The 22,626-nt window shown below is 69.5% G+C and carries 16 protein-coding genes and 1 tRNA gene; 12 read left to right on the forward strand and 5 right to left on the reverse strand.

Annotation, left to right across the window (positions count from 1 at the left end; all coding sequences use genetic code 11):
• Positions 1-181 precede the first annotated feature (181 nt).
• Positions 182-2,908 (reverse strand): DNA polymerase I, encoded by a 2,727-nt coding sequence (gene polA, locus ACIRS4_RS07885; protein ID WP_404191579.1) that lies wholly within the window; start codon positions 2,906-2,908, stop codon positions 182-184.
• A 141-nt stretch (positions 2,909-3,049) separates the two neighbouring features.
• Between polA and ACIRS4_RS07890 the strand changes: the two genes are divergently transcribed.
• From ACIRS4_RS07890 to ACIRS4_RS07930, 9 genes are all read left to right on the forward strand, one after another.
• On the forward strand, positions 3,050-5,329 hold the full coding sequence (locus ACIRS4_RS07890) for an FdhF/YdeP family oxidoreductase (protein ID WP_404191582.1): 2,280 nt from the start codon (positions 3,050-3,052) through the stop codon (positions 5,327-5,329).
• Positions 5,330-5,395: 66 nt separating this feature from the next.
• On the forward strand, positions 5,396-5,884 hold the full coding sequence (locus tag ACIRS4_RS07895; RefSeq protein ID WP_404191584.1) for a PaaI family thioesterase: 489 nt from the start codon (positions 5,396-5,398) through the stop codon (positions 5,882-5,884).
• Between the two features lie 56 nt (positions 5,885-5,940).
• On the forward strand, positions 5,941-6,333 hold the full coding sequence (locus ACIRS4_RS07900) for a hypothetical protein (protein WP_404191587.1): 393 nt from the start codon (positions 5,941-5,943) through the stop codon (positions 6,331-6,333).
• A complete protein-coding gene (locus ACIRS4_RS07905; protein ID WP_404191590.1) occupies positions 6,330-6,956 on the forward strand; it encodes a Tat pathway signal sequence domain protein in 627 nt (208 codons plus the stop codon). The genes ACIRS4_RS07900 and ACIRS4_RS07905 overlap by 4 nt, the downstream gene beginning before the upstream one ends.
• Positions 6,957-7,246: 290 nt before the next feature.
• On the forward strand, positions 7,247-8,482 hold the full coding sequence (locus ACIRS4_RS07910) for a branched-chain amino acid ABC transporter substrate-binding protein (protein ID WP_404191593.1): 1,236 nt from the start codon (positions 7,247-7,249) through the stop codon (positions 8,480-8,482).
• Between the two features lie 114 nt (positions 8,483-8,596).
• Positions 8,597-9,526, forward strand: a complete 930-nt coding sequence (locus tag ACIRS4_RS07915) for a branched-chain amino acid ABC transporter permease (RefSeq protein WP_404191595.1) — start codon at positions 8,597-8,599, stop codon at positions 9,524-9,526.
• 5 nt (positions 9,527-9,531) lie between these two features.
• Entirely contained in the window at positions 9,532-11,352 is a 1,821-nt protein-coding gene (locus tag ACIRS4_RS07920) for a branched-chain amino acid ABC transporter permease (RefSeq protein WP_404191598.1), read from the forward strand.
• A gap of 5 nt (positions 11,353-11,357) precedes the next feature.
• Positions 11,358-12,263, forward strand: a complete 906-nt coding sequence (locus tag ACIRS4_RS07925; protein WP_404191601.1) for an ABC transporter ATP-binding protein — start codon at positions 11,358-11,360, stop codon at positions 12,261-12,263.
• Positions 12,260-12,976, forward strand: coding sequence for an ABC transporter ATP-binding protein (locus ACIRS4_RS07930; RefSeq protein WP_404191604.1), 717 nt, complete (start codon positions 12,260-12,262; stop codon positions 12,974-12,976). Before ACIRS4_RS07925 ends, ACIRS4_RS07930 begins: the two co-directional genes overlap by 4 nt.
• A gap of 78 nt (positions 12,977-13,054) precedes the next feature.
• Here ACIRS4_RS07930 and ACIRS4_RS07935 read toward each other — a convergent pair whose 3' ends face one another.
• Entirely contained in the window at positions 13,055-13,711 is a 657-nt protein-coding gene (locus ACIRS4_RS07935) for an ANTAR domain-containing response regulator (RefSeq protein ID WP_130437293.1), read from the reverse strand.
• Between the two features lie 100 nt (positions 13,712-13,811).
• Between ACIRS4_RS07935 and ACIRS4_RS07940 the strand changes: the two genes are divergently transcribed.
• Positions 13,812-13,886: transfer RNA gene (locus ACIRS4_RS07940), tRNA-Leu, on the forward strand.
• Between the two features lie 106 nt (positions 13,887-13,992).
• Positions 13,993-14,778, forward strand: a complete 786-nt coding sequence (locus ACIRS4_RS07945) for a helix-turn-helix domain-containing protein (protein ID WP_404191608.1) — start codon at positions 13,993-13,995, stop codon at positions 14,776-14,778.
• A 1-nt stretch (position 14,779) separates the two neighbouring features.
• On the opposite strand, the gene pyk is transcribed toward ACIRS4_RS07945, so the two are convergent.
• Entirely contained in the window at positions 14,780-16,216 is a 1,437-nt protein-coding gene (gene pyk, locus ACIRS4_RS07950; protein ID WP_404191611.1) for a pyruvate kinase, read from the reverse strand.
• A gap of 397 nt (positions 16,217-16,613) precedes the next feature.
• Between pyk and ACIRS4_RS07955 the strand changes: the two genes are divergently transcribed.
• Positions 16,614-18,419 (forward strand): bifunctional metallophosphatase/5'-nucleotidase, encoded by a 1,806-nt coding sequence (locus ACIRS4_RS07955; RefSeq protein WP_404191614.1) that lies wholly within the window; start codon positions 16,614-16,616, stop codon positions 18,417-18,419.
• Between the two features lie 41 nt (positions 18,420-18,460).
• Here ACIRS4_RS07955 and ACIRS4_RS07960 read toward each other — a convergent pair whose 3' ends face one another.
• Positions 18,461-19,909 carry a lysine N(6)-hydroxylase/L-ornithine N(5)-oxygenase family protein gene (locus tag ACIRS4_RS07960; protein ID WP_404191617.1) on the reverse strand — a complete coding sequence of 483 codons (1,449 nt, stop codon included), beginning with the start codon at positions 19,907-19,909 and terminating at the stop codon, positions 18,461-18,463.
• A gap of 175 nt (positions 19,910-20,084) precedes the next feature.
• Positions 20,085-22,565: an aminopeptidase N gene (gene pepN, locus ACIRS4_RS07965; protein ID WP_404191619.1), complete on the reverse strand. Its 2,481-nt coding sequence runs from the start codon at positions 22,563-22,565 to the stop codon at positions 20,085-20,087.
• Between the last annotated feature and the right edge of the window lie 61 nt (positions 22,566-22,626).

Genomic DNA, 22,626 nt, shown 5'->3' on the forward strand with positions numbered 1-22,626 from the left:
GACGCCACGCGCGCGCCGGCCGGCGTCACGGGGTGTGCCGCGGGTCGTGACTCCAGCCGCGCGGCGGGAGGGCGCCGCCCGTCGCCGCCCGTCGCCCCTGCGTCCGCCCGCCGTCCGCGGGCGCGGGGGTGGCTGACTGCTCAACCCCCGCGCCCCTGGGTGGGGCTCCCCGCGGCGGTGGTCAGTGGGCCGCCGACTCCCAGTCCCGGCCCGCTCCCACTGAGACGTCCAAGGGGGCCCGGAGGCGGACCGCCGTGGACATCTCGCGGCGGACCAGTTCCTCCACCGCCGTGCGCTCGCCGGGTGCGATCTCCAGGACGATTTCGTCGTGGACCTGGAGCAGCATCCGGGACGTCAGGCCGGCCTCCCGCAGCGCGCCGTCCACCTTCAGCATCGCGATCTTGACGATGTCCGCCGCGGTGCCCTGGATGGGGGCGTTGAGCGCCATCCGCTCGGCCGCCTCACGCCGCTGGCGGTTGTCGCTGTTGAGGTCGGGGAGGTAGCGGCGGCGGCCGAAGAGGGTCGCCGTGTAGCCGGTGGCCCGCGCCTCGTCGACCGCCCGGCGCAGATAGTCCCGCACCCCGCCGAAGCGCTCGAAGTAGGCGTCCATCAGGGCGCGGGCCTCCGCCGCCTCGATGCTGAGCTGCTGGGACAGCCCGAACGCCGACAGTCCGTAGGCGAGCCCGTACGACATCGCCTTGATCTTGCGCCGCATCTCCGCGTCCACCGCCGAGTGCTCGACGCCGAAGACCTGGGAGGCCGCCGTGGTGTGGAGGTCCTCGCCCGAGGTGAACGCCTCGATCAGGCCCTCGTCCTCGGAGAGGTGGGCCATCACGCGCAGTTCGATCTGGCTGTAGTCGGCCGTCATCAGGGACTCGAAGCCCTCGCCCACGACGAAGCCGCGGCGGATCGCCCGGCCCTCGTCGGTGCGGACGGGGATGTTCTGCAGGTTGGGGTCGGTCGACGACAGACGGCCGGTGGCTGCGACGGTCTGGTTGAAGGTGGTGTGGATGCGGCCGTCCGCGGCGATCGTCTTGATCAGGCCTTCGACGGTGACGCGGAGCTTCGCCTGCTCCCGGTGGCGGAGCATGATGACCGGCAGTTCGTTGTCGGTCTGCGTCGCGAGCCACGCCAGCGCGTCGGCGTCCGTGGTGTAACCGGTCTTCGTCTTCTTCGTCCTGGGCAGGGCCAGCTCGCCGAAGAGGACTTCCTGGAGTTGCTTGGGCGAGCCCAGGTTGAACTCGTGCCCCGCGGCCGCGTGCGCCTCCTTCACCGCCTGCTGGACGGCGCCGGCGAACATCTGCTCCATGGCCTCCAGGTGGGGCCGGTCGGCGGCGATGCCGTGCCGTTCCATCCTGGCGAGGAGGACGGACGTGGGCAGCTCCATGTCGCGCAGCAGGTCGGCGGCGCCGACCTCCTCCAGCCGGCCCCGGAACGCCTCCCCGAGGTCGAGGATCGCGCGGGCCTGCACCATCAGCGCCTCCGCCTCGGCGCCGTCGTCCGCGCCGAAGGCGAGCTGGCCGTCGGCGGTGGCGGCGGGCGCCAGCTCCCGGTGCAGGTACTCCAGGGACAGCGCGTCCAGGTCGAAGGAGCGGCGGCCCGGCTTGACGAGGTAGGCGGCGAGGGCGGTGTCCATGGAGACGCCGGCGACGCTCCAGCCGTGCTCGGCGAAGACCCGCATGGCGCCCTTGGCGTCGTGCAGGACCTTGGGACGGTCCTCGGCGGCCAGCCAGGCCGCCCACGCGCGGTCGTCGCTCTCGTCCAGCTCGGACGGGTCGAACCAGGCCGCGGCTCCGCCGGCCGCGGCGAGGGCGACCTCGGCGACCGAGCCGGTGCCCAGCGCCCAGGTGTCGACGGTGGCGACGCCCAGCGGGCCGTCGCCGTGCTCGGCGAGCCAGCCGGTGAGCTCACCGGTGCCGAGGACCGTGCCGTCCAGGTCGACGCCGGCGGCGACGACCGGGCTCACCTCGGCCTCCTGGCCGCCGGGGTCGACGGCGAGGAGCCGCTCGCGCAGCGAGGGGTTGCGGATCTCCAGGGTGTCCAGGACCAGCGCGACGGCCGTGCGGTCGTACGGGGCGCGTGCGAGGTCGGCGACCTCCTTGGGCAGCTCCACGTTCCGCTCCAGCTCGGTGAGGCGGCGGTTGAGCTTGACGGACTCCAGGTGGTCGCGCAGGTTCTGCCCGGCCTTGCCCTTGACCTCGTCGACACGCTCGACCAGCTCGGCGAACGAACCGAACTGGTTGATCCACTTCGCGGCCGTCTTCTCGCCGACGCCGGGGATCCCGGGCAGGTTGTCGGAGGGGTCGCCGCGCAGGGCCGCGAAGTCCGGGTACTGGGCGGGCGTCAACCCGTACTTCTCGACGACCTTCTCCGGGGTGAACCTCGTCAGCTCCGAGACGCCCTTCGTCGGGTAGAGCACCGTGGTGTGCTCGCTGACCAGCTGGAAGGAGTCACGGTCGCCGGTGACGATGAGCACCTCGAAGCCGTCGGCCTCGGCGCGGGTGGCGAGCGTGGCGATGACGTCGTCGGCCTCGAAGCCGTCGATCGCGAACCGGGAGACGTGCATCGCGTCGAGCAGCTCGCCGATCAGCTCGACCTGGCCCTTGAACTCGTCGGGGGTCTTGGAGCGGTTCGCCTTGTACTCGGTGAACTCCTCAGAGCGCCATGTCTTGCGGGACACGTCGAAGGCGACCGCGAAGTGCGTGGGCGCCTCGTCACGCAGGGTGTTCGCCAGCATCGACGCGAAGCCGTAGATCGCGTTCGTCGGCTGGCCCGTCGCGGTGGTGAAGTTCTCCGCGGGCAGCGCGAAGAACGCGCGGTAGGCCAGCGAGTGCCCGTCCATGAGCATCAGGCGGGGCCGGTCGCCGCCGGGGTTGGTCTCGGTCTTCTTCGATGCTGTCTCTGCCACGCCCCCGATCCTGCCACGCCCCACTGACACTCGGCCCCGCCCCTCTGCCCCCACCGCCCTCTCCCCCAGCCACCGCTGTCAGTGCGGCGTGCGAGGATCGCAGTCGGAAAAGACTCGCGCCAGCGAAGGGGGAGCGCCGCGATGGCAACGAAGCCGCCCAAGGCCGATCCGGTTCAGGACGCGCCGCAGGTCGCCGAGCCGAAGCACACGGCGGCGGGCCTGCCGGCGGTCGGGCACTCGCTGCGGATCGCCCAGCAGCAGATGGGCGTGAGGCGCACCGCGCTGACGCTGCTGCGCGTCAACCAGAAGGACGGCTTCGACTGCCCGGGCTGCGCCTGGCCGGAGCCGGAGCACCGGCACACCGCGGAGTTCTGCGAGAACGGCGCGAAGGCGGTGGCCGAGGAGGCGACGCTGCGCCGGGTCACCCCGGAGTTCTTCGCCGCGCACCCGGTGGCGGACCTGGCCGCCCGCAGCGGCTACTGGCTGGGCCAGCAGGGCCGGCTGACGCACCCCATGTACCTGCCGGAGGGCGCCGAGCGCTACGAGCCGGTCAGCTGGGAGCGCGCCTTCGACATCGTCGCGGAGGAGATGTCCGCCCTCGCCTCCCCCGACGAGGCCGTCTTCTACACCTCTGGCCGCACCAGCAACGAAGCCGCGTTCCTGTACCAGCTCTTCGCCCGCGAGCTGGGCACGAACAACCTGCCGGACTGCTCCAACATGTGCCACGAGTCCTCGGGCTCGGCCCTGTCGGAGACGATCGGCGTCGGCAAGGGCAGCGTCCTGCTGGAGGACCTCCACCGGGCGGACCTGATCATCGTGGCCGGCCAGAACCCGGGCACGAACCATCCGCGCATGCTCTCCGCCCTGGAGCGGGCGAAGGCGAACGGCGCGAAGATCATCAGCGTCAATCCGCTGCCCGAGGCGGGCATGGAGCGCTTCAAGAACCCGCAGACCCCCAAGGGCCTCACGGCCGGCGCCGCGCTCAACGACCTGTTCCTGCAGATCCGCATCGGCGGCGACCAGGCCCTCTTCCGCCTGCTCAACAAGCTGATCCTGGAGGCGGGAGGCGCCCTGGACGACGCGTTCATCCGGGAGCACACCCACGGCTTCGAGGAGTTCGCCGAGGCCGCCCGCGCCGCCGACTGGGACGAGACGCTCGCCGCGACGGGACTCACGCGCGCGGAGATCGAGAGCGCCCTGCGGATGGTCCTCGCCTCCGAGCGCACCATCGTGTGCTGGGCGATGGGCCTGACCCAGCACAAGCACTCGGTGCCCACGATCCGCGAGGTGGTCAACTTCCTGCTGCTGCGCGGCAACATCGGCCGCCCGGGCGCGGGCGTCTGCCCGGTGCGCGGTCACTCGAACGTGCAGGGCGACCGCACCATGGGCATCTTCGAACGTCCGGCGCCGGCGTTCCTGGACGCCCTGGAGAAGGAGTTCGGCTTCGCGCCCCCGCGCACGCACGGCTTCGACGTGGTGCGGGCGATCCGCGCGCTGCGCGACGGCGAGGCGAAGGTGTTCTTCGCGATGGGCGGGAACTTCGTCGCCGCCTCCCCCGACACGGAGGTCACCGAGGCGGCCATGCGGCGCGCGCGGCTGACCGTGCACGTGTCGACGAAGCTCAACCGCTCGCACGTGGTCACGGGCGCGCGGGCGCTCATCCTGCCCACCCTGGGCCGGACCGAGCGCGATGTCCAGGGCGGCGGCGAGCAGTTCGTGACCGTGGAGGACTCCATGGGCATGGTGCACGCCTCCCGGGGCCGCCTCCAGCCGGCGAGCGGGCGTCTGCTGTCGGAGCCGGCGATCGTGTGCCGGCTGGCGCGCCGGGTCCTCGGCGAGGACAGCCGGGTGCCGTGGGAGGAGTTCGAGAACGACTACGCGACGATCCGTGACCGCATCGCGCGCGTGGTCCCCGGCTTCGAGGACTTCAACGCGCGGGTGGCGCGTCCCGGCGGCTTCGTCCTTCCGCACGCCCCGCGCGACGAGCGCCGCTTCCCCACGGTCACCGGCAAGGCCAACTTCACGGCCGCGCCGGTGGAGTACCCGAAGGTGCCGGAGGGCCGGCTGCTGCTGCAGACGCTGCGCTCGCACGACCAGTACAACACCACGATCTACGGCCTGGACGACCGCTACCGGGGCATCAGGGGCGGACGCCGGGTGGTCCTCGTCAACGCCGAGGACGCGCGGGTGCTCGGGGTGGCCGACGGCTCGTACGTCGACCTGGTGAGCGAGTGGCGGGACGGCACGGAGCGGCGGGCGCCCGGCTTCCGGGTCGTGGTGTATCCGACGTCGCGCGGGTGTGCGGCGGCGTACTACCCGGAGACGAACGTCCTGGTGCCGCTGGACGCCACCGCGGACACCAGCAACACGCCGGCCAGCAAGTCCGTCGTGGTCCGTCTGGAACAATCGACGACCGACTGAGCGTTTGCTCAGCCAGTGCGGCAGTCGACCTGCCGTACCGGTCACGACGAACGGAGCAGGTCCGCGATGGGCGAGCAGCAGCACGTGAAGTTCCCGCAGGAGGTCCTCGACGAGTACGCGGCGCTCGGCGTCGATCTGACGGCCCTGTTCTCCGCCGGGCACCTCGGCACGCGCATGGGCGTGCAGATCGTGGAGGCGTCGCCGGAGCGGGTCGTGGGCACGATGCCGGTCGAGGGCAACACCCAGCCGTACGGTCTGCTGCACGGCGGCGCCTCCGCGGTCCTCGCCGAGACCCTCGGCTCGGTCGGCTCGATGCTGCACGGCGGGAGCTCCAAGATCGCCGTGGGCGTCGACCTCAACTGCACGCACCACCGCGGGGCCCGCTCCGGCCTGGTCACCGGCGTGGCCACACCCGTCCACCGGGGCCGCTCGACGGCGACGTACGAGATCGTGATCACCGACGAGTCGGACCGCCGCGTCTGCACGGCCCGCCTGACCTGCCTCCTGCGCGACGTGAACCCGGGCGACGGGGTGCAGGCGGCCGCGAAGGCCTGAGACCCCACCCGTCCGCAGCCGTTGCCCGATGCCGCCGGGCGGCCTAGCGTCGGCACATGGCATCGGGAGGGGTCCTCTCGCCGGGGGCGGCGCGCCTGCTCGCACTGGCGTTCACGGTGAGCGTGTCGGCAGCCGGTTGCGGCGGCCCGGGCGGCCCCGCGCCCGGGAGCACGCCGTCGGCCGTCACGCCGCCTCCCGAGGCGCTGTGCGCCCGTGTCGTCGCCCACTGGTCCCGTGAGGTGCTGGACAGCGGCACGTACGGGGACTACCAATCGATGGGGCTGTCCAACGGGCAGTACGACATCCTGCGCACGGTCGTGGACGCCGCACGGGCCGCCCGACGGAGCCAAGGGGCCCGGGCGGCCGACGAGTTGATCGACCGTCAGGCCCTCGCGGGCTGTGTGCGGTGGTACCGCTCGGGCGGACCCGGCGAGGGGCCGTGGACTTGAGCGGCGTAGGCCCGCTGGAGCCGGGAGAGGGCACCCGCGCGCGGGAGGCCGAGGACGAGACCCCCACGGCGTCCCCCGCGCGCCTTCCCGGCCGTGCGGCCCGCCTCTACGCCGGCCGCCGACGGGCCGTCCTCGCCGCCGCGGGGGCCGCGGCGCTCCTCGCCGGCGTCGGGCTGCTCCACGCGACCCGCCCCGAGGGCCACGAGCCGCCTCCCGGCCCACCGCCGCCGTCACCGTCGCAGGTGGTGGACATCCGCTATGTGGGCCTGCGCGCCGGTCAACCCACCGCCCGCTCCCACTCCTTCGCCTTCGAGGTACTGCTGAGCGTGGCCTCCGGCCCGCCCGTCACCACGACCCGCGTGTCCCAGCCGTACGCCGGAATCACGCTCGCCACCGACCCGCGGCCGCCTTTCCGCACGGCGCCGGGCTCCGTCCGCACGATCGTCGTCACGATGCGGGTGACCGAATGCGGGAAAGTGCCCAAGGACGCCGGCCTGCCTTTCCTGGATGTAACTCTGCGTAATGCGCGCGCAATGGAAGACCACAGCTACATCCTGGGCCCCCGCTATGCGCGGGACCTCTCCCATGTCCTGCAAGTCGCCTGTAGCAACGATTTCGGGTAATCACCAAAACGCCCGAGACGCCTGAACCCCTCGGTGCGCGTCCTGCGATTTCTCACTATGCGGACAGGGCGAATCAGGCTGAATTCATCTCTTCCACCCCCTCGGTACCGCTCTGCATTACCTCGTGTCATAACAAGAGCGTCACAGCCTTGGTCAGGACCTCCTCCACGTTCCCTTCACCCGTTTAGAGTCACGCCCAGTCACCGCACGGTCGGAAAACCCCTTGCCGACCGAGCGTTCGACTCGGCCTCTTCCAGGGGGGAGGGCCGTGCCAGGGAAAGGACTGGATCGTGCGTCAACGTTCGTTCATCGCCATCACCGCCGCGCTGGCTGCGGGAGCACTCACCCTCACCGCGTGCGGCTCGCGCGGCGACGACGGCGACAAGGGCACCGACTCGGGCAGTGGCGGCACCACCGTCACCATCGGCGTCGACGCGCCCCTGACCGGCGACCTGTCCGCCATGGGCCTCGGCATCAAGAACTCCGCCGACCTCGCCGCCAAGACCGCCAACAAGAAGGGCTACGTCAAGGGAATCACCTTCAAGGTCGACTCCCTCGACGACCAGGGCCAGCCGTCCGCCGGACAGCAGAACGCCACCAAGCTCGTCGCCGACAAGAACGTCCTCGGCGTCGTCGGCCCGCTCAACTCCAGCGTCGCCGAATCCATGCAGAAGGTCTTCGAGGCCGCCTCCCTCGTCGAGGTCTCCCCCGCCAACACCGGCCCCTCCCTCACCCAGGGCCCCAACTGGCAGAACAGCAAGACCCGCCAGTACAAGTCCTACTTCCGTACCGCGACCACGGACGCCATCCAGGGCCCGTTCGCCGCGCAGTACGTCTACACGACCGCCAAGAAGACCAAGGTCTTCGTCATCGACGACAAGAAGACCTACGGCGCCGGCCTCGCCGCCACCTTCACCACGGAGTTCAAGAAGCTCGGCGGCACCGTCGTCGGCACCGAGCACATCAACCCCGACACCAAGGACTTCGCCGCGGTCGCCACCAAGGTCAAGAAGTCCGGCGCCGACGTCGTCTACTACGGCGGCGAATACCCGCAGGCCGGCCCGCTCAGCAAGCAGATCAAGGCCGCCGGCGCCAAGATCCCGCTGGTCGGCGGCGACGGCATCAAGGACGACACCTTCCTCAAGCTGGCCGGCGCCAACGGCACCGGCGACCTCGCGACCTCCGTCGGCGCGCCCGTCGAGGACCTGCCCTCGGCCAAGCAGTTCGTCACCGACTACAAGGCCGCCGGCTACAAGGACGAGTACTCCGCCTACGGCGGCTACGCCTACGACTCCGCCTGGGCCGTCATCGAAGCCGTCAAGAAGGTCGTCGACGACAACGGCGGCAAGCTCCCCAGCGACGCCCGCGCCAAGGTCATGGCCGCCATGCAGAACGTCTCCTTCGACGGCGTGACCGGCAAGGTCTCCTTCGACGAGTACGGCGACGCCACCAACAAGCAGCTCACCGTCTACACCGTCGAGAACGGTGCCTGGAAGACCGTCAAGTCGGGCACCTTCACCGGCTGACACCCACCCCGCACCACCCACGAGCCGCGCGGGGCGCTGTTCCACTGGCGCCCCGCGCGCACTCACATCCGGCCACATCCGTCGAACTATCCGAACCGTCTCGGAGGACATGCGGTGAACGAACTGCCGCAGCAGCTGGTCAACGGCCTGCTACTGGGATCCATGTACGGCCTTGTCGCCATCGGCTACACAATGGTCTATGGCATTGTCCAGCTCATCAACTTCGCCCACGGCGAGATCTTCATGACCGGTGCCTTCGGCGCCCTCACGGTCTACCTCTGGCTTCCCGGCGGCACCACCATGTGGCTCGCCCTGCCCCTCATGATCGTCGGCGCGATCATCGTCGCCGTCACCATCGCCGTCGGAGCGGAACGGTTCGCCTACCGCCCCCTGCGCAACGCCCCCCGCCTCGCCCCCCTCATCACCGCCATCGGCCTCTCCCTCGCCCTCCAGCAGGCAGTGTGGGCCTGGTACCCCGACGCCAAGTCCGCCCGCACCTTCCCCGAGATCCCCGGCGGCCCCTTCGAACTCGGCGACGTCACCATCCAGACCGGCGACATCTTCCTGCTCTGCGCCGCCCCCGTCAGCATGGCCTTCCTCGCCTACTTCGTCATGAAGACGCGCACCGGCCGCGGCATGCAGGCCACCGCCCAGGACCCGGACACCGCCAAGCTCATGGGCGTCAACACCGACCGGATCATCGTCCTCGCCTTCGCCCTCGGCGCCGCCTTCGCCGCCGTCGGAGCCGTCGCCTACGGCCTCAAGTACGGCCAGATCGACTTCCGCATGGGCTTCATCCTCGGCCTCAAGGCGTTCACCGCCGCCGTCCTCGGCGGCATCGGCAACATCTACGGCGCCATGATCGGCGGCATCGTCCTCGGCGTCGCCGAAACCCTCGCCACCGCCTACATCGCCGACATCCCCGGCATGGACAAGTTCGGCAGCCAGTCCTGGGCCGACGTCTGGGCCTTCGTACTCCTCATCCTCGTACTGCTGTTCAGGCCACAAGGCCTGCTCGGCGAGCGCGTCGCGGACAGGGCGTGAAACCCATGACGACACAGACCACCACACCCCGGACCCTGGCCACCCCCGCCGCGGCCACCGGCCTCGTCCCCCTCCCCGAGAACATCGGACGAGCCCTCGCCCTCGGCGGCAGCGCCCTCGCCGTCATCTCCACCTTCCTCGCCTGGACCTGGACCAGCGCCTTCCCCGGCGACCTCACCGTCTACGGCTACCCCGGCGGCCTCCAAGTCCTCGTCCTCATCACCGGCGCCCTCACCACCCTCTTCTGCCTCTCCTCCTACGGCGTGCAAGGCCTCGGCTGGCTCACCCCCGCCGGAGCGGACGCAGCCATCAAAGTCAGCGCCCTCGCCACCTTCGCCACCGCCTGGTACACCGTCCTCGCCATCAGCGTCGACCTCGGCGGCCTCGTCAACCTCGAACCCGGCGGCTTCATCGTCGCCCTCGCCACCCTCGCCGCCCTCACCGGCGCCCTCGCCCTGCCCTTCGAACGCCCCGCGCCGGAACTGATCGACCCCGACGACACCGGCTGGGAACTGTTCAAGCACAACGCCCGCCACCAGCGGGACAACATCAAGGCCGCCTTCAAGTCCGGCACCGCCAAGCCCCTCGGCAAGCTCCCGTCCTACGCCGAGATCCTCATCATCGTCGGCGTCCTCGCCCTCGGCCTCGTCGTCTTCACCTACGGCATCGGCACCGAGTACGACGAACTGTTCATCGGCTTCCTCATCAGCGCCGGCCTCGGCTTCGCCGCACTCACCAAGTCCGGCCTCGTCGCCCAGGCGTCCCAGATCACCTCACGCCACCAGAACATCACCATCTGCGGCGCGTTCGTCGCCGCCGCCCTCTTCCCCTTCACCCAGACCGACGACCAGTACGCCACCATCGGCGTCTACATCCTCATCTTCGCCACCGTCGCCCTCGGCCTGAACATCGTCGTCGGCCTCGCCGGCCTCCTCGACCTCGGATACGTCGCCTTCCTCGGCGTCGGCGCCTACGCCGCCTCCCTCGTCTCCGGATCGCAGAGCTCCCCGTTCGGCGTCCACTTCCCCTTCTGGGCCGCCGTCCTCGTCGGCGCCCTCGCCTCGCTGGTCTTCGGCGTCCTCATCGGCGCCCCCACCCTGCGCCTGCGCGGCGACTACCTCGCCATCGTGACCCTCGGTTTCGGTGAGATCTTCCGCATCACCGCCAACAACCTCGACGGCACCTCCGGACCCGACATCACCAACGGCTCCAACGGCATCTCCTCCATCCCCGACCTCGACGTCCTCGGGTTCGACTTCAGCAAGCAGCACGACATCGCGGGCTTCGCCATCGGCCGGTTCGCCAACTACTTCTTCCTGATGCTGATCATCACCGCCGTCGTGGTGCTGGTCTTCCGGCGCAGCGGCGACTCCCGCATCGGCCGCGCCTGGGTCGCCATCCGCGAGGACGAGACCGCCGCCCTCGCCATGGGCATCAACGGCTTCCGCGTCAAGCTCATCGCGTTCGCCGTCGGCGCCTCCCTCGCCGGCCTCGCCGGCACCGTCCAGGCCCACGTCACCTACACCGTGACCCCCGAGCAGTACCTCTTCGCCGGCGCCATCCCGCCCAACTCCGCCTTCCTGCTCGCCGCCGTCGTCCTCGGCGGCATGGGCACCATCAGCGGACCCCTCATCGGCGCCGCCCTGCTCTACCTCATCCCCAACAAGCTCCAGTTCCTCGGCGACTACCAGCTCTTCGCCTTCGGCGTCGCCCTCATCCTGCTGATGCGCTTCCGGCCCGAGGGCCTCATCCCCAACCGGCGCCGCCAGCTGGAGTTCCACGAGGAGGCGGAAGCGCCCACCGTCCTGACGAAGGCAGGGGCCTGACCACCATGACCACCGACACCATCACCCAGACCGGGCAGACCGTCCTCGACGCCCGCGGCGTGACCATGCGCTTCGGCGGCCTCACCGCCGTGAGCGACGTGAACCTCACCGTCAACAGCGGCGAGATCGTCGGCCTGATCGGCCCCAACGGCGCCGGAAAGACCACCTTCTTCAACTGCCTCACCGGTCTCTACGTCCCCACCGAAGGCGAAGTCCGCTACAAGGGCACCGTCCTGCCGCCCAAGTCCTTCAAGGTCACCGCCGCCGGCATCGCCCGCACCTTCCAGAACATCCGCCTCTTCGCCAACATGACCGTCCTGGAGAACGTCCTCGTCGGCCGGCACACCCGCACCAAGGAAGGCTTCTGGTCAGCCGTCCTCAGGCTCCCCGGCTTCCACAAAGCCGAAGCCGCCTCCCGCGAACGCGCCATGGAACTCCTCGAGTTCGTCGGCCTCGACGCCAAGGCCGACCACCTCGCCCGCAACCTCCCCTACGGCGAACAGCGCAAGCTCGAGATCGCCCGCGCCCTCGCCAGCGAACCCGGCCTCCTCCTCCTCGACGAGCCCACCGCCGGCATGAACCCCCAGGAGACACGAACCACCGAGGAACTCGTCTTCGCCATCCGCGACAAGGGCATCGCCGTCCTCGTCATCGAGCACGACATGCGGTTCATCTTCAACCTCTGCGACCGCGTCGCCGTCCTCGTCCAAGGACAGAAGCTCATCGAAGGCGACAGCACCACCGTCCAGGGCGACGAACGCGTCATCGCCGCCTACCTCGGCGAACCCTTCGAGAACGCCCCCGGCGCGGAAGAAGTCGCCGAGGTCGAAGCCGCCGAAGCGAACGCCGAAGCCACCGCCGAAGCCGACGCAACGACGGACGCCGCGCCCGGCAAGGAGAACGACCGATGACCGCACTGCTCGAAGTCGAGGACCTCCGAGTCGCCTACGGCAAGATCGAAGCCGTCAAGGGCATCTCCTTCAAGGTCGACGCCGGCGAGGTCGTCACCCTCATCGGCACCAACGGCGCCGGCAAGACCACCACGCTGCGCACCCTCTCCGGCCTGCTCAAGCCGGTCGGCGGCCAGATCAAGTTCAACGGCCGCTCACTCAAGAAGATCCCCGCCCACAACATCGTCTCGCTGGGACTCGCCCACTCCCCCGAAGGGCGGCACATCTTCCCCCGCATGACGATCGAGGACAACCTCCGCCTCGGCGCCTTCCTGCGCAACGACAAACCCGGCATCGAGAAGGACATCCAGCGCGCCTACGACCTCTTCCCCATCCTGGGCGAACGCAGGAAGCAGGCCGCGGGCACCCTCTCCGGCGGCGAACAGCAGATGCTCGCCATGGGCCGCGCGCTCATGTCCCAGCCCAAGCTGCTCATGCTCGACGAGCCGTCGATGGGCCTCTCCCCCATCATGATGCAGAAGATCATGGCGACCATCGCCGAGCTGAAGTCCCAGGGCATGACGATCCTGCTCATCGAGCAGAACGCCCAGGCCGCCCTCTCCCTGGCGGACCACGGCCACGTCATGGAGGTCGGCAAGATCGTCCTCTCCGGCAGCGGCCAGGACCTCCTGCACGACGAGTCCGTCCGCAAGGCCTACCTCGGCGAGGACTGACCCAGGGTTCTCCCGCGCACGGCCGAGGCCCGCACCCCACTTTCTCCGGGGTGCGGGCCTCGCCGTAGTGCCGGCCTCTCAGCCCTTGGACGCCTTCTTCTCCTCCGCGTCCTCGATGACCGCCTCCGCCACCTGCTGCATCGACATCCGCCGGTCCATCGACGTCTTCTGGATCCACCGGAACGCCGCCGGCTCCGTCAGCCCGTACTCCGTCTGCAGGATCGACTTCGCACGGTCCACCAGTTTCCGCGTCTCCAGCCGCTGGGTGAGATCCGCGATCTCCTTCTCCAGCTCCTTCAACTCCGTGAACCGTGACACCGCCATCTCGATCGCCGGCACGACGTCGCTCTTGCTGAACGGCTTCACCAGGTACGCCATCGCCCCCGCGTCCCGCGCCCGCTCCACGAGGTCGCGCTGCGAGAACGCCGTCAGCATCAGCACCGGCGCGATCCGCTCCTCCGCGATCTTCTCCGCCGCGGAGATGCCGTCCAGCTTCGGCATCTTCACGTCCAGGATCACCAGGTCCGGCTGGTGCTCACGGGCCAGCTCGATCGCCTGCTCGCCGTCACCGGCCTCACCGACGACGCTGTAGCCCTCTTCCTCCAGCATCTCTTTGAGATCGAGCCGGATCAGGGCCTCGTCCTCGGCGATGACGACACGGGTCGTCAGCGGAGGCACGTGCGACTTGTCGTCGTCGGGCGCGTCTACGGGCTGGGGCGACTCGGGGGCGGTCACGGGGGGCTCCTCGTTCAGGGCAGGGGTACTGCTGACAAGAGCGTACCTAGCTGCGGTAAGGTAGTGGACACGGAGTCGAGGCGAACCTTCGATTCCCTGGGCCCCGGTAGTCCAATTGGCAGCAGACAATGGTCTCAAACACCATACAGTGTGGGTTCGAGTCCCACCCGGGGCACTTTTCCTTCATTTCCAACCTTGACCAAGAAAAGCGGACGGGCACATTCTCGTGAACATCCGCATTCCCTTACGCACGGTTGAGATCATTCACCCACAGTGTTTCTATGCACCATCACGGCACTGAAGTTCGACAAATCGCCCTCACGCTCCTGCGGAACGGGGCGCGCAATGCGGACGTCGCTCGCCAGTTCAACATCCCACTCGGGACGATCAGTTACTGGAAGCACATGGACCGCGCGAAACGCGGCGAGTGTCCCGGTCGAACTCTCCCGCCATGCCCGCGATGTGAAGGCTGGCTGAACCTGCCCGCCTACTCCTACCTCCTCGGCCTCTATCTCGGCGACGGCCACATCATCCAGAACCGCGCCATGCGAACGCCAAGCCTCTCCATCGCCTGCGCGGATGCACACCCAGGGCTCATGGACGAGTGCGAAAGGGCCATGCGGCAGGTCCTGCCCGGAAATTCCGTGTGCAGGGTGCGCCGACAGGGCTGCCGGGAAGTGAAGGTGTACTCCAAGCACCTGTGGTGCCTCTTCCCCCAGCACGGCCCCGGCAGGAAGCATGAACGCCAGATCGCCCTCGAACCCTGGCAGCAGACCATCGTCGACAGCCACCCCTGGGATTTCATCCGGGGCCTCATCCACTCCGACGGCTGTCGCATCACCAACTGGACGACTCGCCTCGTCGCCGGTGTGCGCAAGCGCTACGAATATCCCCGGTACTTCTTCACCAACAAGTCGGACGACGTCCGGGAGCTCTTCACGGACACCCTCGACAAGCTGGGCGTCGAGTGGACCCGGTGCACCCGCCACGGCAACCCGTACAACATTTCCGTCGCCAAGAAAGCCTCCGTCGCCCTGCTCGACGCCCACGTGGGACCCAAGCACTGATCTACCGGGGGCTGTCGTCCTCGCCGACGTGGTGCACCCGTACCAGGTTCGTCGAGCCGGAGACTCCCGGCGGGGAGCCGGCTGTGATCACGACGATGTCGCCCTTCCGGCAGCGGCCGTACCGCAACAGCATCTCGTCCACCTGGTCGACCATCGCGTCCGTCGAGCCGGCCTGCGGGCCCAGGAACGTCTCCACGCCCCAGGTCGCGCTGAGCTGGGAGCGGGTCGCCGGTTCCGGGGTGAAGGCGAGGAGCGGGATGGGTGAGCGGTAGCGCGAGAGGCGGCGGGCGGTGTCGCCGGACTGGGTGAAGGCGACGAGGAACTTGGCGTCGAGGAAGTCGCCGATCTCGGCGGCCGCGCGGGCGACCGCGCCGCCCTGGGTGCGGGGTTTGTTGTTCTCGGTGAGGGGCGGGAGCCCCTTGGCGAGGATGTCCTCCTCGGCCGCCGTGACGATCTTGGCCATGGTGCGGACGGTCTGGACGGGGTGTTTGCCGACGCTGGTCTCGCCGGAGAGCATCACCGCGTCGGTGCCGTCGATGACGGCGTTGGCGACGTCGGAGGCTTCGGCACGGGTGGGGCGGGAGTTGTCGATCATGGAGTCGAGCATCTGGGTGGCGACGATGACCGGCTTGGCGTTGCGCTTGGCGAGTTTGATCGCGCGTTTCTGGACGATGGGGACCTGTTCCAGTGGCATCTCGACGCCGAGGTCGCCGCGGGCGACCATGATGCCGTCGAAGGCGGCGACGATGTCGTCGATGTTCTCGACGGCCTGGGGTTTCTCGATCTTGGCGATGACGGGGAGGCGGCGGCCTTCCTCGTCCATGATGCGGTGGACGTCGGTGATGTCGTTGCCGGTGCGGACGAAGGACAGGGCGATGACGTCGAAGCCGGTGCGCAGCGCCCAGCGCAGGTCGTCCTCGTCCTTTTTGGACAGGGCGGGGACGGAGACGGCGACGCCGGGGAGGTTGAGGCCTTTGTGGTCGGAGATGACGCCGCCGTCGAGGACGCGGGTGTGGACGCGGGGGCCGTCGACGTCGGTGACTTCGAGGGTGACTTTGCCGTCGTCGACGAGGATGCGTTCGCCGGGGGTGACGTCGGTGGCGAGGCCGGCGTAGGTGGTGCCGCAGGTGTGGCGGTCGCCTTCGACGCCTTCTTCGACGGTGATGGTGAAGGTGTCGTCGCGTTCGAGGAGGACGGGGCCTTCGGTGAAGCGGCCGAGGCGGATCTTGGGGCCCTGGAGGTCGGCGAGGAGGCCGACGCTGTGGCCGGTCTCGTCGGCGGCCTTGCGGACGCGCCGGTAGCGCTCCTCGTGTTCGGCGTGGCCGCCGTGGCTGAGGTTGAATCGGGCGACGTCCATTCCGGCTTCCACGAGGGCTTTGACGCGGTCGTAGGAGTCGGTGGCGGGGCCCAGGGTGCAGACGATTTTTGCTCGGCGCATGTGGTGAGCCTATGTCTTACCGCCGGGTAAGGCCTTGGCGGCAGGTGGCTGGTCAACGTCCTTTGGGTGAAGGGTGGTTGACGGGCGCGGAATTGTGCGGGCGGCTGCTCTTATGAGCATGTTTTCGCGTTCTTCGAATTCCCCGAAAGGGTGAATTGGGGGCTGCGGGGAGGTCTTCGCGGCGGCGGATCTTGGGTGAATGCGCTGGAGTACGGGGTGGGCCGTGCGTGCTCCTGGTGGTCGTTCCCGCTTGGCCATGGGGTGGGGTGGAGTGACCGGGATCACCAGATCGCGCTCTCCGGGGTCTGTTCCGGTTCGCCATGCGCAGGTCAGAATCTACGCGCGTTGCCGGTTTGGCCGGCAGGCGTTCGGGATCGTCCTTCGAGGAGAGCAACACATGCCGTTCAACCGCCGGAAGTTCTTGAAGAAGTCCGCCGTGACGGGCGCGGGGGTGGCGATCGCGGGGGCCGCCGCGGCTCCGGCGGCCCAGGCGGCGGAGGGGACGAAGCCCGCGAAGCCCGCGAAGCGGTACGCGTTCACCGTGATGGGGACGACGGACCTGCACGGCAACGTCTTCAACTGGGACTACTTCACGGACCAGGAGTTCGACGACAAGGCGCACAACGACGTCGGTCTGGCGAAGATCTCCACGCTGGTGAACCGGATCCGCGAGGAGAAGGGCCGTGGGAACACGCTGCTGATCGACGCGGGCGACACCATCCAGGGCACGCAGCTGTCGTACTACTACGCGAAGGTCGACCCGATCACCGCCAAGGGCGGTCCGGTGCATCCGATGGCGCAGGCGATGAACGCGATCGGCTACGACGCGGCGGCGCTCGGCAACCACGAGTTCAACTACGGCATCCCGGTGCTGCGCAAGTTCGAGAAGCAGTGCGATTTCCCGCTGCTGGGGGCGAACGCGCTGGACGCGAAGACGCTGCTCCCGGCGTTCGCGCCGTACAGCATGCACCGGCTGCGCAACCCGCACGGTCCGGACGTGAAGGTGGCGGTGCTGGGGCTGACCAACCCGGGGATCGCGATCTGGGACAAGGCGAACGTGCAGGGGAAGATGACGTTCCCGGGTCTGGAGGAGCAGGCGGCGAAGTGGGTGCCGAAGCTGCGGTCGATGGGTGCGGACGTGGTCATCGTGTCGGCGCACAGCGGTTCGTCGGGGACGTCGTCCTACGGTGACCAGCTGCCGTACATCGAGAACGCGGCGGCTCTGGTGGCGGAGCAGGTGCCGGGGATCGACGCGATCCTGGTGGGTCACGCGCACACGGAGATCCCCGAGTACTTCGTGGCGAACAAGGAGACCGGCAAGCAGGTGGTGCTGTCGGAGCCGTTGAAGTGGGGGCAGCGGCTGACGCTGTTCGGCTTCGAGCTGGTGCGGGACAACGGCGGCTGGACGGTCGAGAAGGTGGGTGCGCGGGTCCTGAACTCCAACACGGTGGAGGAGGACCAGAAGATCGTGGGGCTGCTCGGTGACGAGCACAAGAAGGTCGTGGCGTACGTCAACCAGGTCATCGGGTCGAACGCGGCGGAGATGCGGTCGGTGGAGGCTCCGTACAAGGACGTGCCGATCATCGACCTGATCAACCACATCCAGGCCGACACGGTGAAGCAGGCGCTGGCGGGCACGCAGTACGGGGCGCTGCCGGTGCTGTCGCAGGCGGCGGCGTTCTCGCGCACCGCGGTGATCCCGGCGGGTCAGGTGACGATCCGGGACGTGGCGGGTCTGTACGTGTTCGAGAACACGCTGGAGGCGCGTCTGATGACGGGTGCGCAGATGAAGGCGTACCTGGAGTACTCGGCGAACTACTACGTGCAGACGGCGGCGGACGCGGTGGTGGATCCGGCGAAGCTGACGAACGCGAACGGCACTCCGGACTACAACTACGACGTGGTCAGTGGTCTGACGTATGAGATCGACATCGCGAAGGCTGCGGGTTCGCGGGTGTCGAACGTGCGGTTCGGGGGTGCGCCGCTGGCTGACGACGCTCAGTTCGTGTTCGCGGTGAACAACTACCGCGCCAACGGCGGCGGCAACTTCCCGCATGTGGCGGCGGCGAAGCTGGTGTGGTCGAACTCGGACGAGATCCGCAACACGATGATCTCGTGGGTGAAGGCGAAGGGGTCGATCGACCCGGCGGAGTTCGCGTCGGTGGACTGGAAGCTGACGCGGAACGGGACGCCGGTGTTCTAGGTCTGGGCGCTTCGTCCGGAGGTGGTTGTCGGTAGGTGGTGTCAGATCCCGTCCGCCAGGGGGATGAGCTCTGCGGGGCGGCGGGTGGGCGGGATCTGGGGCCGGTGTTGTTCGAGGCCGAAGGTGGTGAAGGCGGTTCGGTGCGGGAGGGGGTAGTGCTCCTTCCCGGTGAGGGTGTTGAGGATGGAGGCGCTGCGCCAGGCGGCGAGGCCGAGGTCGGGTGCGCCGACGCCGTGGGTGTGGCGTTCGCCGTTCTGCACGAAGACGTGGCAGCCGGTGTCGGTGATGACGGGGTCGAGGATCAGGCGGAAGTCGGCGTCGATGCGGGGGCGGTGGGCGTTGTCGCGGCGGAGGTAGGGGTCGAGGCCGGCGAGGAGGGTGTCGAGGGGGCGTTCGCGGTGGCCGGTGGCGAGGACGACGGCGTCGGTGGTGAGGCGGGCGCGGGTGTTCTGCTGGACGTGTTCGAGGTGGAGTTCGATTTTGGTGGTGGCGATGCGTCCTGCGGTGCGGACGCGGACGCCGGGGGTGAGGACGGCGTCGGGCCAGCCGCCGTGCAGGGTGCGGCGGTAGAGCTCGTCGTGGATGGCGGCGAGGGTGTCGGCGTCGACGCCTTTGTGGAGTTGCCATTGTGCGGCGACGAGGTGGTCGCGGGTGGTTTCGGGGAGGGCGTGGAAGTAGCGGGTGTGGTCGGGGGTGAAGTGTTCGAGGCCGAGTTTGGAGTACTCCATGGGGGCGAACGCTTCGGTGCGGCCGATCCAGTGGAGGCGTTCGCGGCCGGTGGGGCGGTGGCGCAGGAGGTCGAGGAAGACCTCGGCTCCGGATTGTCCTGAGCCGACGACGGTGACATGGCCGGCGGCGAGGAGGGCGGTGCGGTGGTGGAGGTAGTCGGCGGCGTGGACGACGGCTGCGCCGGGGGCGTCGACGAGGGGGCGCAGGGGGTCGGGGATGTGGGGTTCGGTGCCGATGCCGAGGACGACGTTGCGGGTGCGGGTGCGGCCGAGGGCTTGGGCTTCTCCGTCGGTGTCGAGGTGGACGAAGTCGACTTCGAAGAGTTCGTGTTCGGGGTTCCAGCGGACGGCGTCGACGTGGTGGCGGAAGTGGAGTGCGGGGAGGTGGTCGGCGACCCAGCGGCAGTAGGCGTCGTGTTCGGCGCGTTCGGTATGGAGGCGTTCGGCGAAGTAGAAGGGGAAGAGGCGGTCCTGGGCTTTGAGGTAGTTGAGGAAGGACCAGGTGCTGGTGGGGTCGGCGAGGGTGACGAGGTCGGCGAGGAAGGGGACTTGGACGCGGGTGCCGTCGAGGAGGAGGCCGGGGTGCCAGGTGAAGGCGGGTCGTTGTTCGTAGAAGGCGGTGTCGAGGTCGGTGAGGGGGTGGGCGAGGGCGGCGAGGGAGAGGTTGCAGGGGCCGATGCCGATGCCGACGAGGTCGCGGGGGGTGTCGGCGGTGAAGTCGGTGTGGTGGGTGGGGGCTTGTGGGGGTGGTGGCGTGTTCATGCGTGGGGGGCTCCTCCGTGGCGCGGGGAGTCCCAGTGTGTCGCCGGTCGCGGCGACACGCCGTGGCCGGATGGGAAGTGGACCCGAAAGGGGGAGGGCGGGCCCGAGGCCGCCCTCCCCGGGTGGCTCCGGGCCCGCCCTCAGTGGCCGCAGGCCCGCCCTCTGGCGGCCGCTGTCACGCTCCGCGTACCCGCAGGGCCCGTGCGAGGTCGTCGAGCTGGTCGTGGAGCTTGCGGCGCAGTGACGGGGTGAGGTCGGCGTCGCGCAGGCAGGTCTCGCCCAGGGCGAGGTTCTCGGCGTCGACGGCGTAGGCGGGGAAGGCCCAGCGGCCGGCGGCGTCGGCGATGGCGGGGCCCCGGCGGGTGGCGAGGGCGGCCGCGTCCTCGTAGAAGCGGGGCACGTACGCGCGTACCAGGTCGGCCTGTTCGGGCTGCCAGAAGCCCTGGGCGGTGGCGGTGAACAGGTAGTTGGAGAGGTCGTCGCCGTCGAACATCGCCGTCCACGCCGTTTCCTTGGCGTGTGGGTCGGGCAGGGCGGCGCGGCAGCGGACGGCGCCTTCCTGGCCGTCGGCGGAGGGGTCGCGTTCGAGTTCGGCGGCGATGGCCGCTTCGTCGGTGGCGCCGAGGACGGCGAGGCGGGCGAGGACGCGCCAGCGCAGGTCGGGGTCGAGTTCGGGGCCGCCGGGGACGGTGCCGTCGGCGAGCCAGGCGGCGATGGTCTCGGGGTGGGCGGCGGCGTCGATGAAGTGGCGTACGGCGACGAGGCGCAGGCCGGGGTGGTCGCCGTCCTCGGTGCGGCGGATGAGGTCGCGGCAGAGGGAGGAGAGGGCGGCGAGGGCGGCGGGGCGTTCTTCGGGGGTGACGTAGCGGTCGGCGACCTGGCCGGACGCGAAGGAGAGGACGCCTTGGACGAGGGCGAGGTCGGTTTCCTGGGGGAGGTGGGCGCGGGCGGTGTCCAGGTAGGCGGTGGGGGTGAGTTCGCCGTCGCGGACGGCGTCGCGCAGGGCGTTCCAGACGACGGCGCGGGTGAGGGGGTCGGGCAGGCCGGAGAGGGCGGTGCGGACGGTGTCGTAGGAGGCGGGGTCGAAGCGGACCTTGGCGTAGGTGAGGTCGCCGTCGTTGAGGAGGAGCAGGGCGGGGCGTTTGCCGATGGGGCGGGGGGTGTGCTGGGGGATGTCGATCTCGAGGCGTTCGCGCAGGGTGAGGTGGCCGTCTTCGTCGGAGAGGTCCTGGTCGTAGAGGCCGACGGCGATGCGGTGGGGGCGGCTGCCGGTGTGTTCGACGGTGAGGGCGCACTGGCCGGCGTCGGCGGTGACGGTGGGGGTGAGAGTGTCGACGCCGGTGGTGCGCAGCCAGGCGTCGGCCCAGGCGTGGACGTCGCGTTCGGTGCTGGAGGCGAGGGAGTCGATGAAGTCGGCGAGGGTGGCGTTGGCGAAGCGGTGGCGGGCGAAGTGGGTGTTGATGCCGGCGAGGAAGTCCTTCTCGCCGAGCCAGGTGACGAGTTGGCGCAGTGCGGAGGCGCCCTTGGCGTAGGAGATGCCGTCGAAGTTGAGGAGGGCGGAGGCGGTGTCCTCGACGTTCTCGGGGGCGACGGGGTGGGTGGAGGGGCGTTGGTCGGCGTCGTAGCCCCAGGCTTTGCGGACGACGCCGAACTCGGTCCAGGTGGCGGTGAAGCGGGTTGCTTCGGCGGTGGTCTGGTATCCCATGTATTCGGCGAAGGACTCGTTGAGCCAGATGTCGTCCCACCATGCGAGGGTGACGAGGTCGCCGAACCACATGTGGGCCATTTCGTGGGCGATGACCATGGCGCGGGTCTGGCGTTCGGTGTCGGTGACGGCGGAGCGGTAGACGAAGTCGTCGCGGAAGGTGACCAGTCCGGGGTTCTCCATGGCGCCGGCGTTGAACTCGGGGACGAAGGCCTGGTCGTAGGAGTCGAAGGGGTAGGGCTCTTCGAACTTCTCGTGGTAGCGGTCGAAGCATGCGCGGGTGACGTCGAGGATCTCGTCGGCGTCGGCGTCGAGGTAGGGGGCGAGGGAGCGGCGGCAGTGGATGCCGAAGGGGAGGTCGCGGTGCTCGGTGTGCACGGAGTGCCAGGGGCCGGCGGCGACGGCGACGAGGTAGGTGGAGATGGGCGGGGTGGGGGCGGCTTTCCAGGTGCCGTCGGTGTGTTCGGTGATGCCGTTGGCGAGGACGGTCCAGCCGTCGGGGGCTTTGACGGTGAGTGTGAAGACGGCTTTGAGGTCGGGCTGGTCGAAGGCGGCGAAGACGCGTTGGACGTCGTCCATGAACATCTGGGTGTAGACGTAGGTCTCGCCGTCGGAGGGGTCGGTGAAGCGGTGCATGCCCTCGCCGGTGCGGGAGTAGCGCATGGTGGCCCGGACGGTGAGTTCGTGGTCGCCGGCGGCGAGGTTCTTCAGGGGCAGGCGGTTGTCGTCGAGGAGTTCCGGGTCGAGGGGTTCTCCGTCGAGGGTGACGGTGTGCAGGGTGGCCGGCTTGAGCTCGACGAAGGTGTCCGCGCCCGTGCGCGCGGCGAACCGGATGACGGTCAGGGACTCGAAGGTCTCGTCGCCGGTGGTCAGGTCGAGTTCGACGGTGTAGTCGCGGACGTCGAGGAGCTGGGCACGGGTTTGCGCTTCGTCGCGCGTCAGTACGGACATGGGGGCCATGCTGCCTGATGGCGCGACGGGGGCACAGGGGCGGATCGGTACGCGCCGTTTG

It is taken from the genome of Streptomyces sp. NPDC101166 (genome assembly GCF_044768125.1).
Classification (GTDB): domain Bacteria; phylum Actinomycetota; class Actinomycetes; order Streptomycetales; family Streptomycetaceae; genus Streptomyces.

Bases quoted from the DNA above. Each gene is read 5' to 3' on its own strand.
- ACIRS4_RS07900 (WP_404191587.1), top strand. From the start codon at position 5,941: ATGGCATCGGGAGGGGTCCTCTCGCCGGGGGCGGCGCGCCTGCTCGCA.
- ACIRS4_RS07955 (WP_404191614.1), top strand. From the start codon at position 16,614: ATGCCGTTCAACCGCCGGAAGTTCTTGAAGAAGTCCGCCGTGACGGGC.
- ACIRS4_RS07930 (WP_404191604.1), top strand. From the start codon at position 12,260: ATGACCGCACTGCTCGAAGTCGAGGACCTCCGAGTCGCCTACGGCAAG.
- ACIRS4_RS07895 (WP_404191584.1), top strand. From the start codon at position 5,396: ATGGGCGAGCAGCAGCACGTGAAGTTCCCGCAGGAGGTCCTCGACGAG.
- pyk (WP_404191611.1), bottom strand. From the start codon at position 16,216: ATGCGCCGAGCAAAAATCGTCTGCACCCTGGGCCCCGCCACCGACTCC.
- ACIRS4_RS07945 (WP_404191608.1), top strand. From the start codon at position 13,993: ATGCACCATCACGGCACTGAAGTTCGACAAATCGCCCTCACGCTCCTG.
- ACIRS4_RS07920 (WP_404191598.1), top strand. From the start codon at position 9,532: ATGACGACACAGACCACCACACCCCGGACCCTGGCCACCCCCGCCGCG.
- ACIRS4_RS07925 (WP_404191601.1), top strand. From the start codon at position 11,358: ATGACCACCGACACCATCACCCAGACCGGGCAGACCGTCCTCGACGCC.
- pepN (WP_404191619.1), bottom strand. From the start codon at position 22,565: ATGTCCGTACTGACGCGCGACGAAGCGCAAACCCGTGCCCAGCTCCTC.
- ACIRS4_RS07890 (WP_404191582.1), top strand. From the start codon at position 3,050: ATGGCAACGAAGCCGCCCAAGGCCGATCCGGTTCAGGACGCGCCGCAG.
- ACIRS4_RS07960 (WP_404191617.1), bottom strand. From the start codon at position 19,909: ATGAACACGCCACCACCCCCACAAGCCCCCACCCACCACACCGACTTC.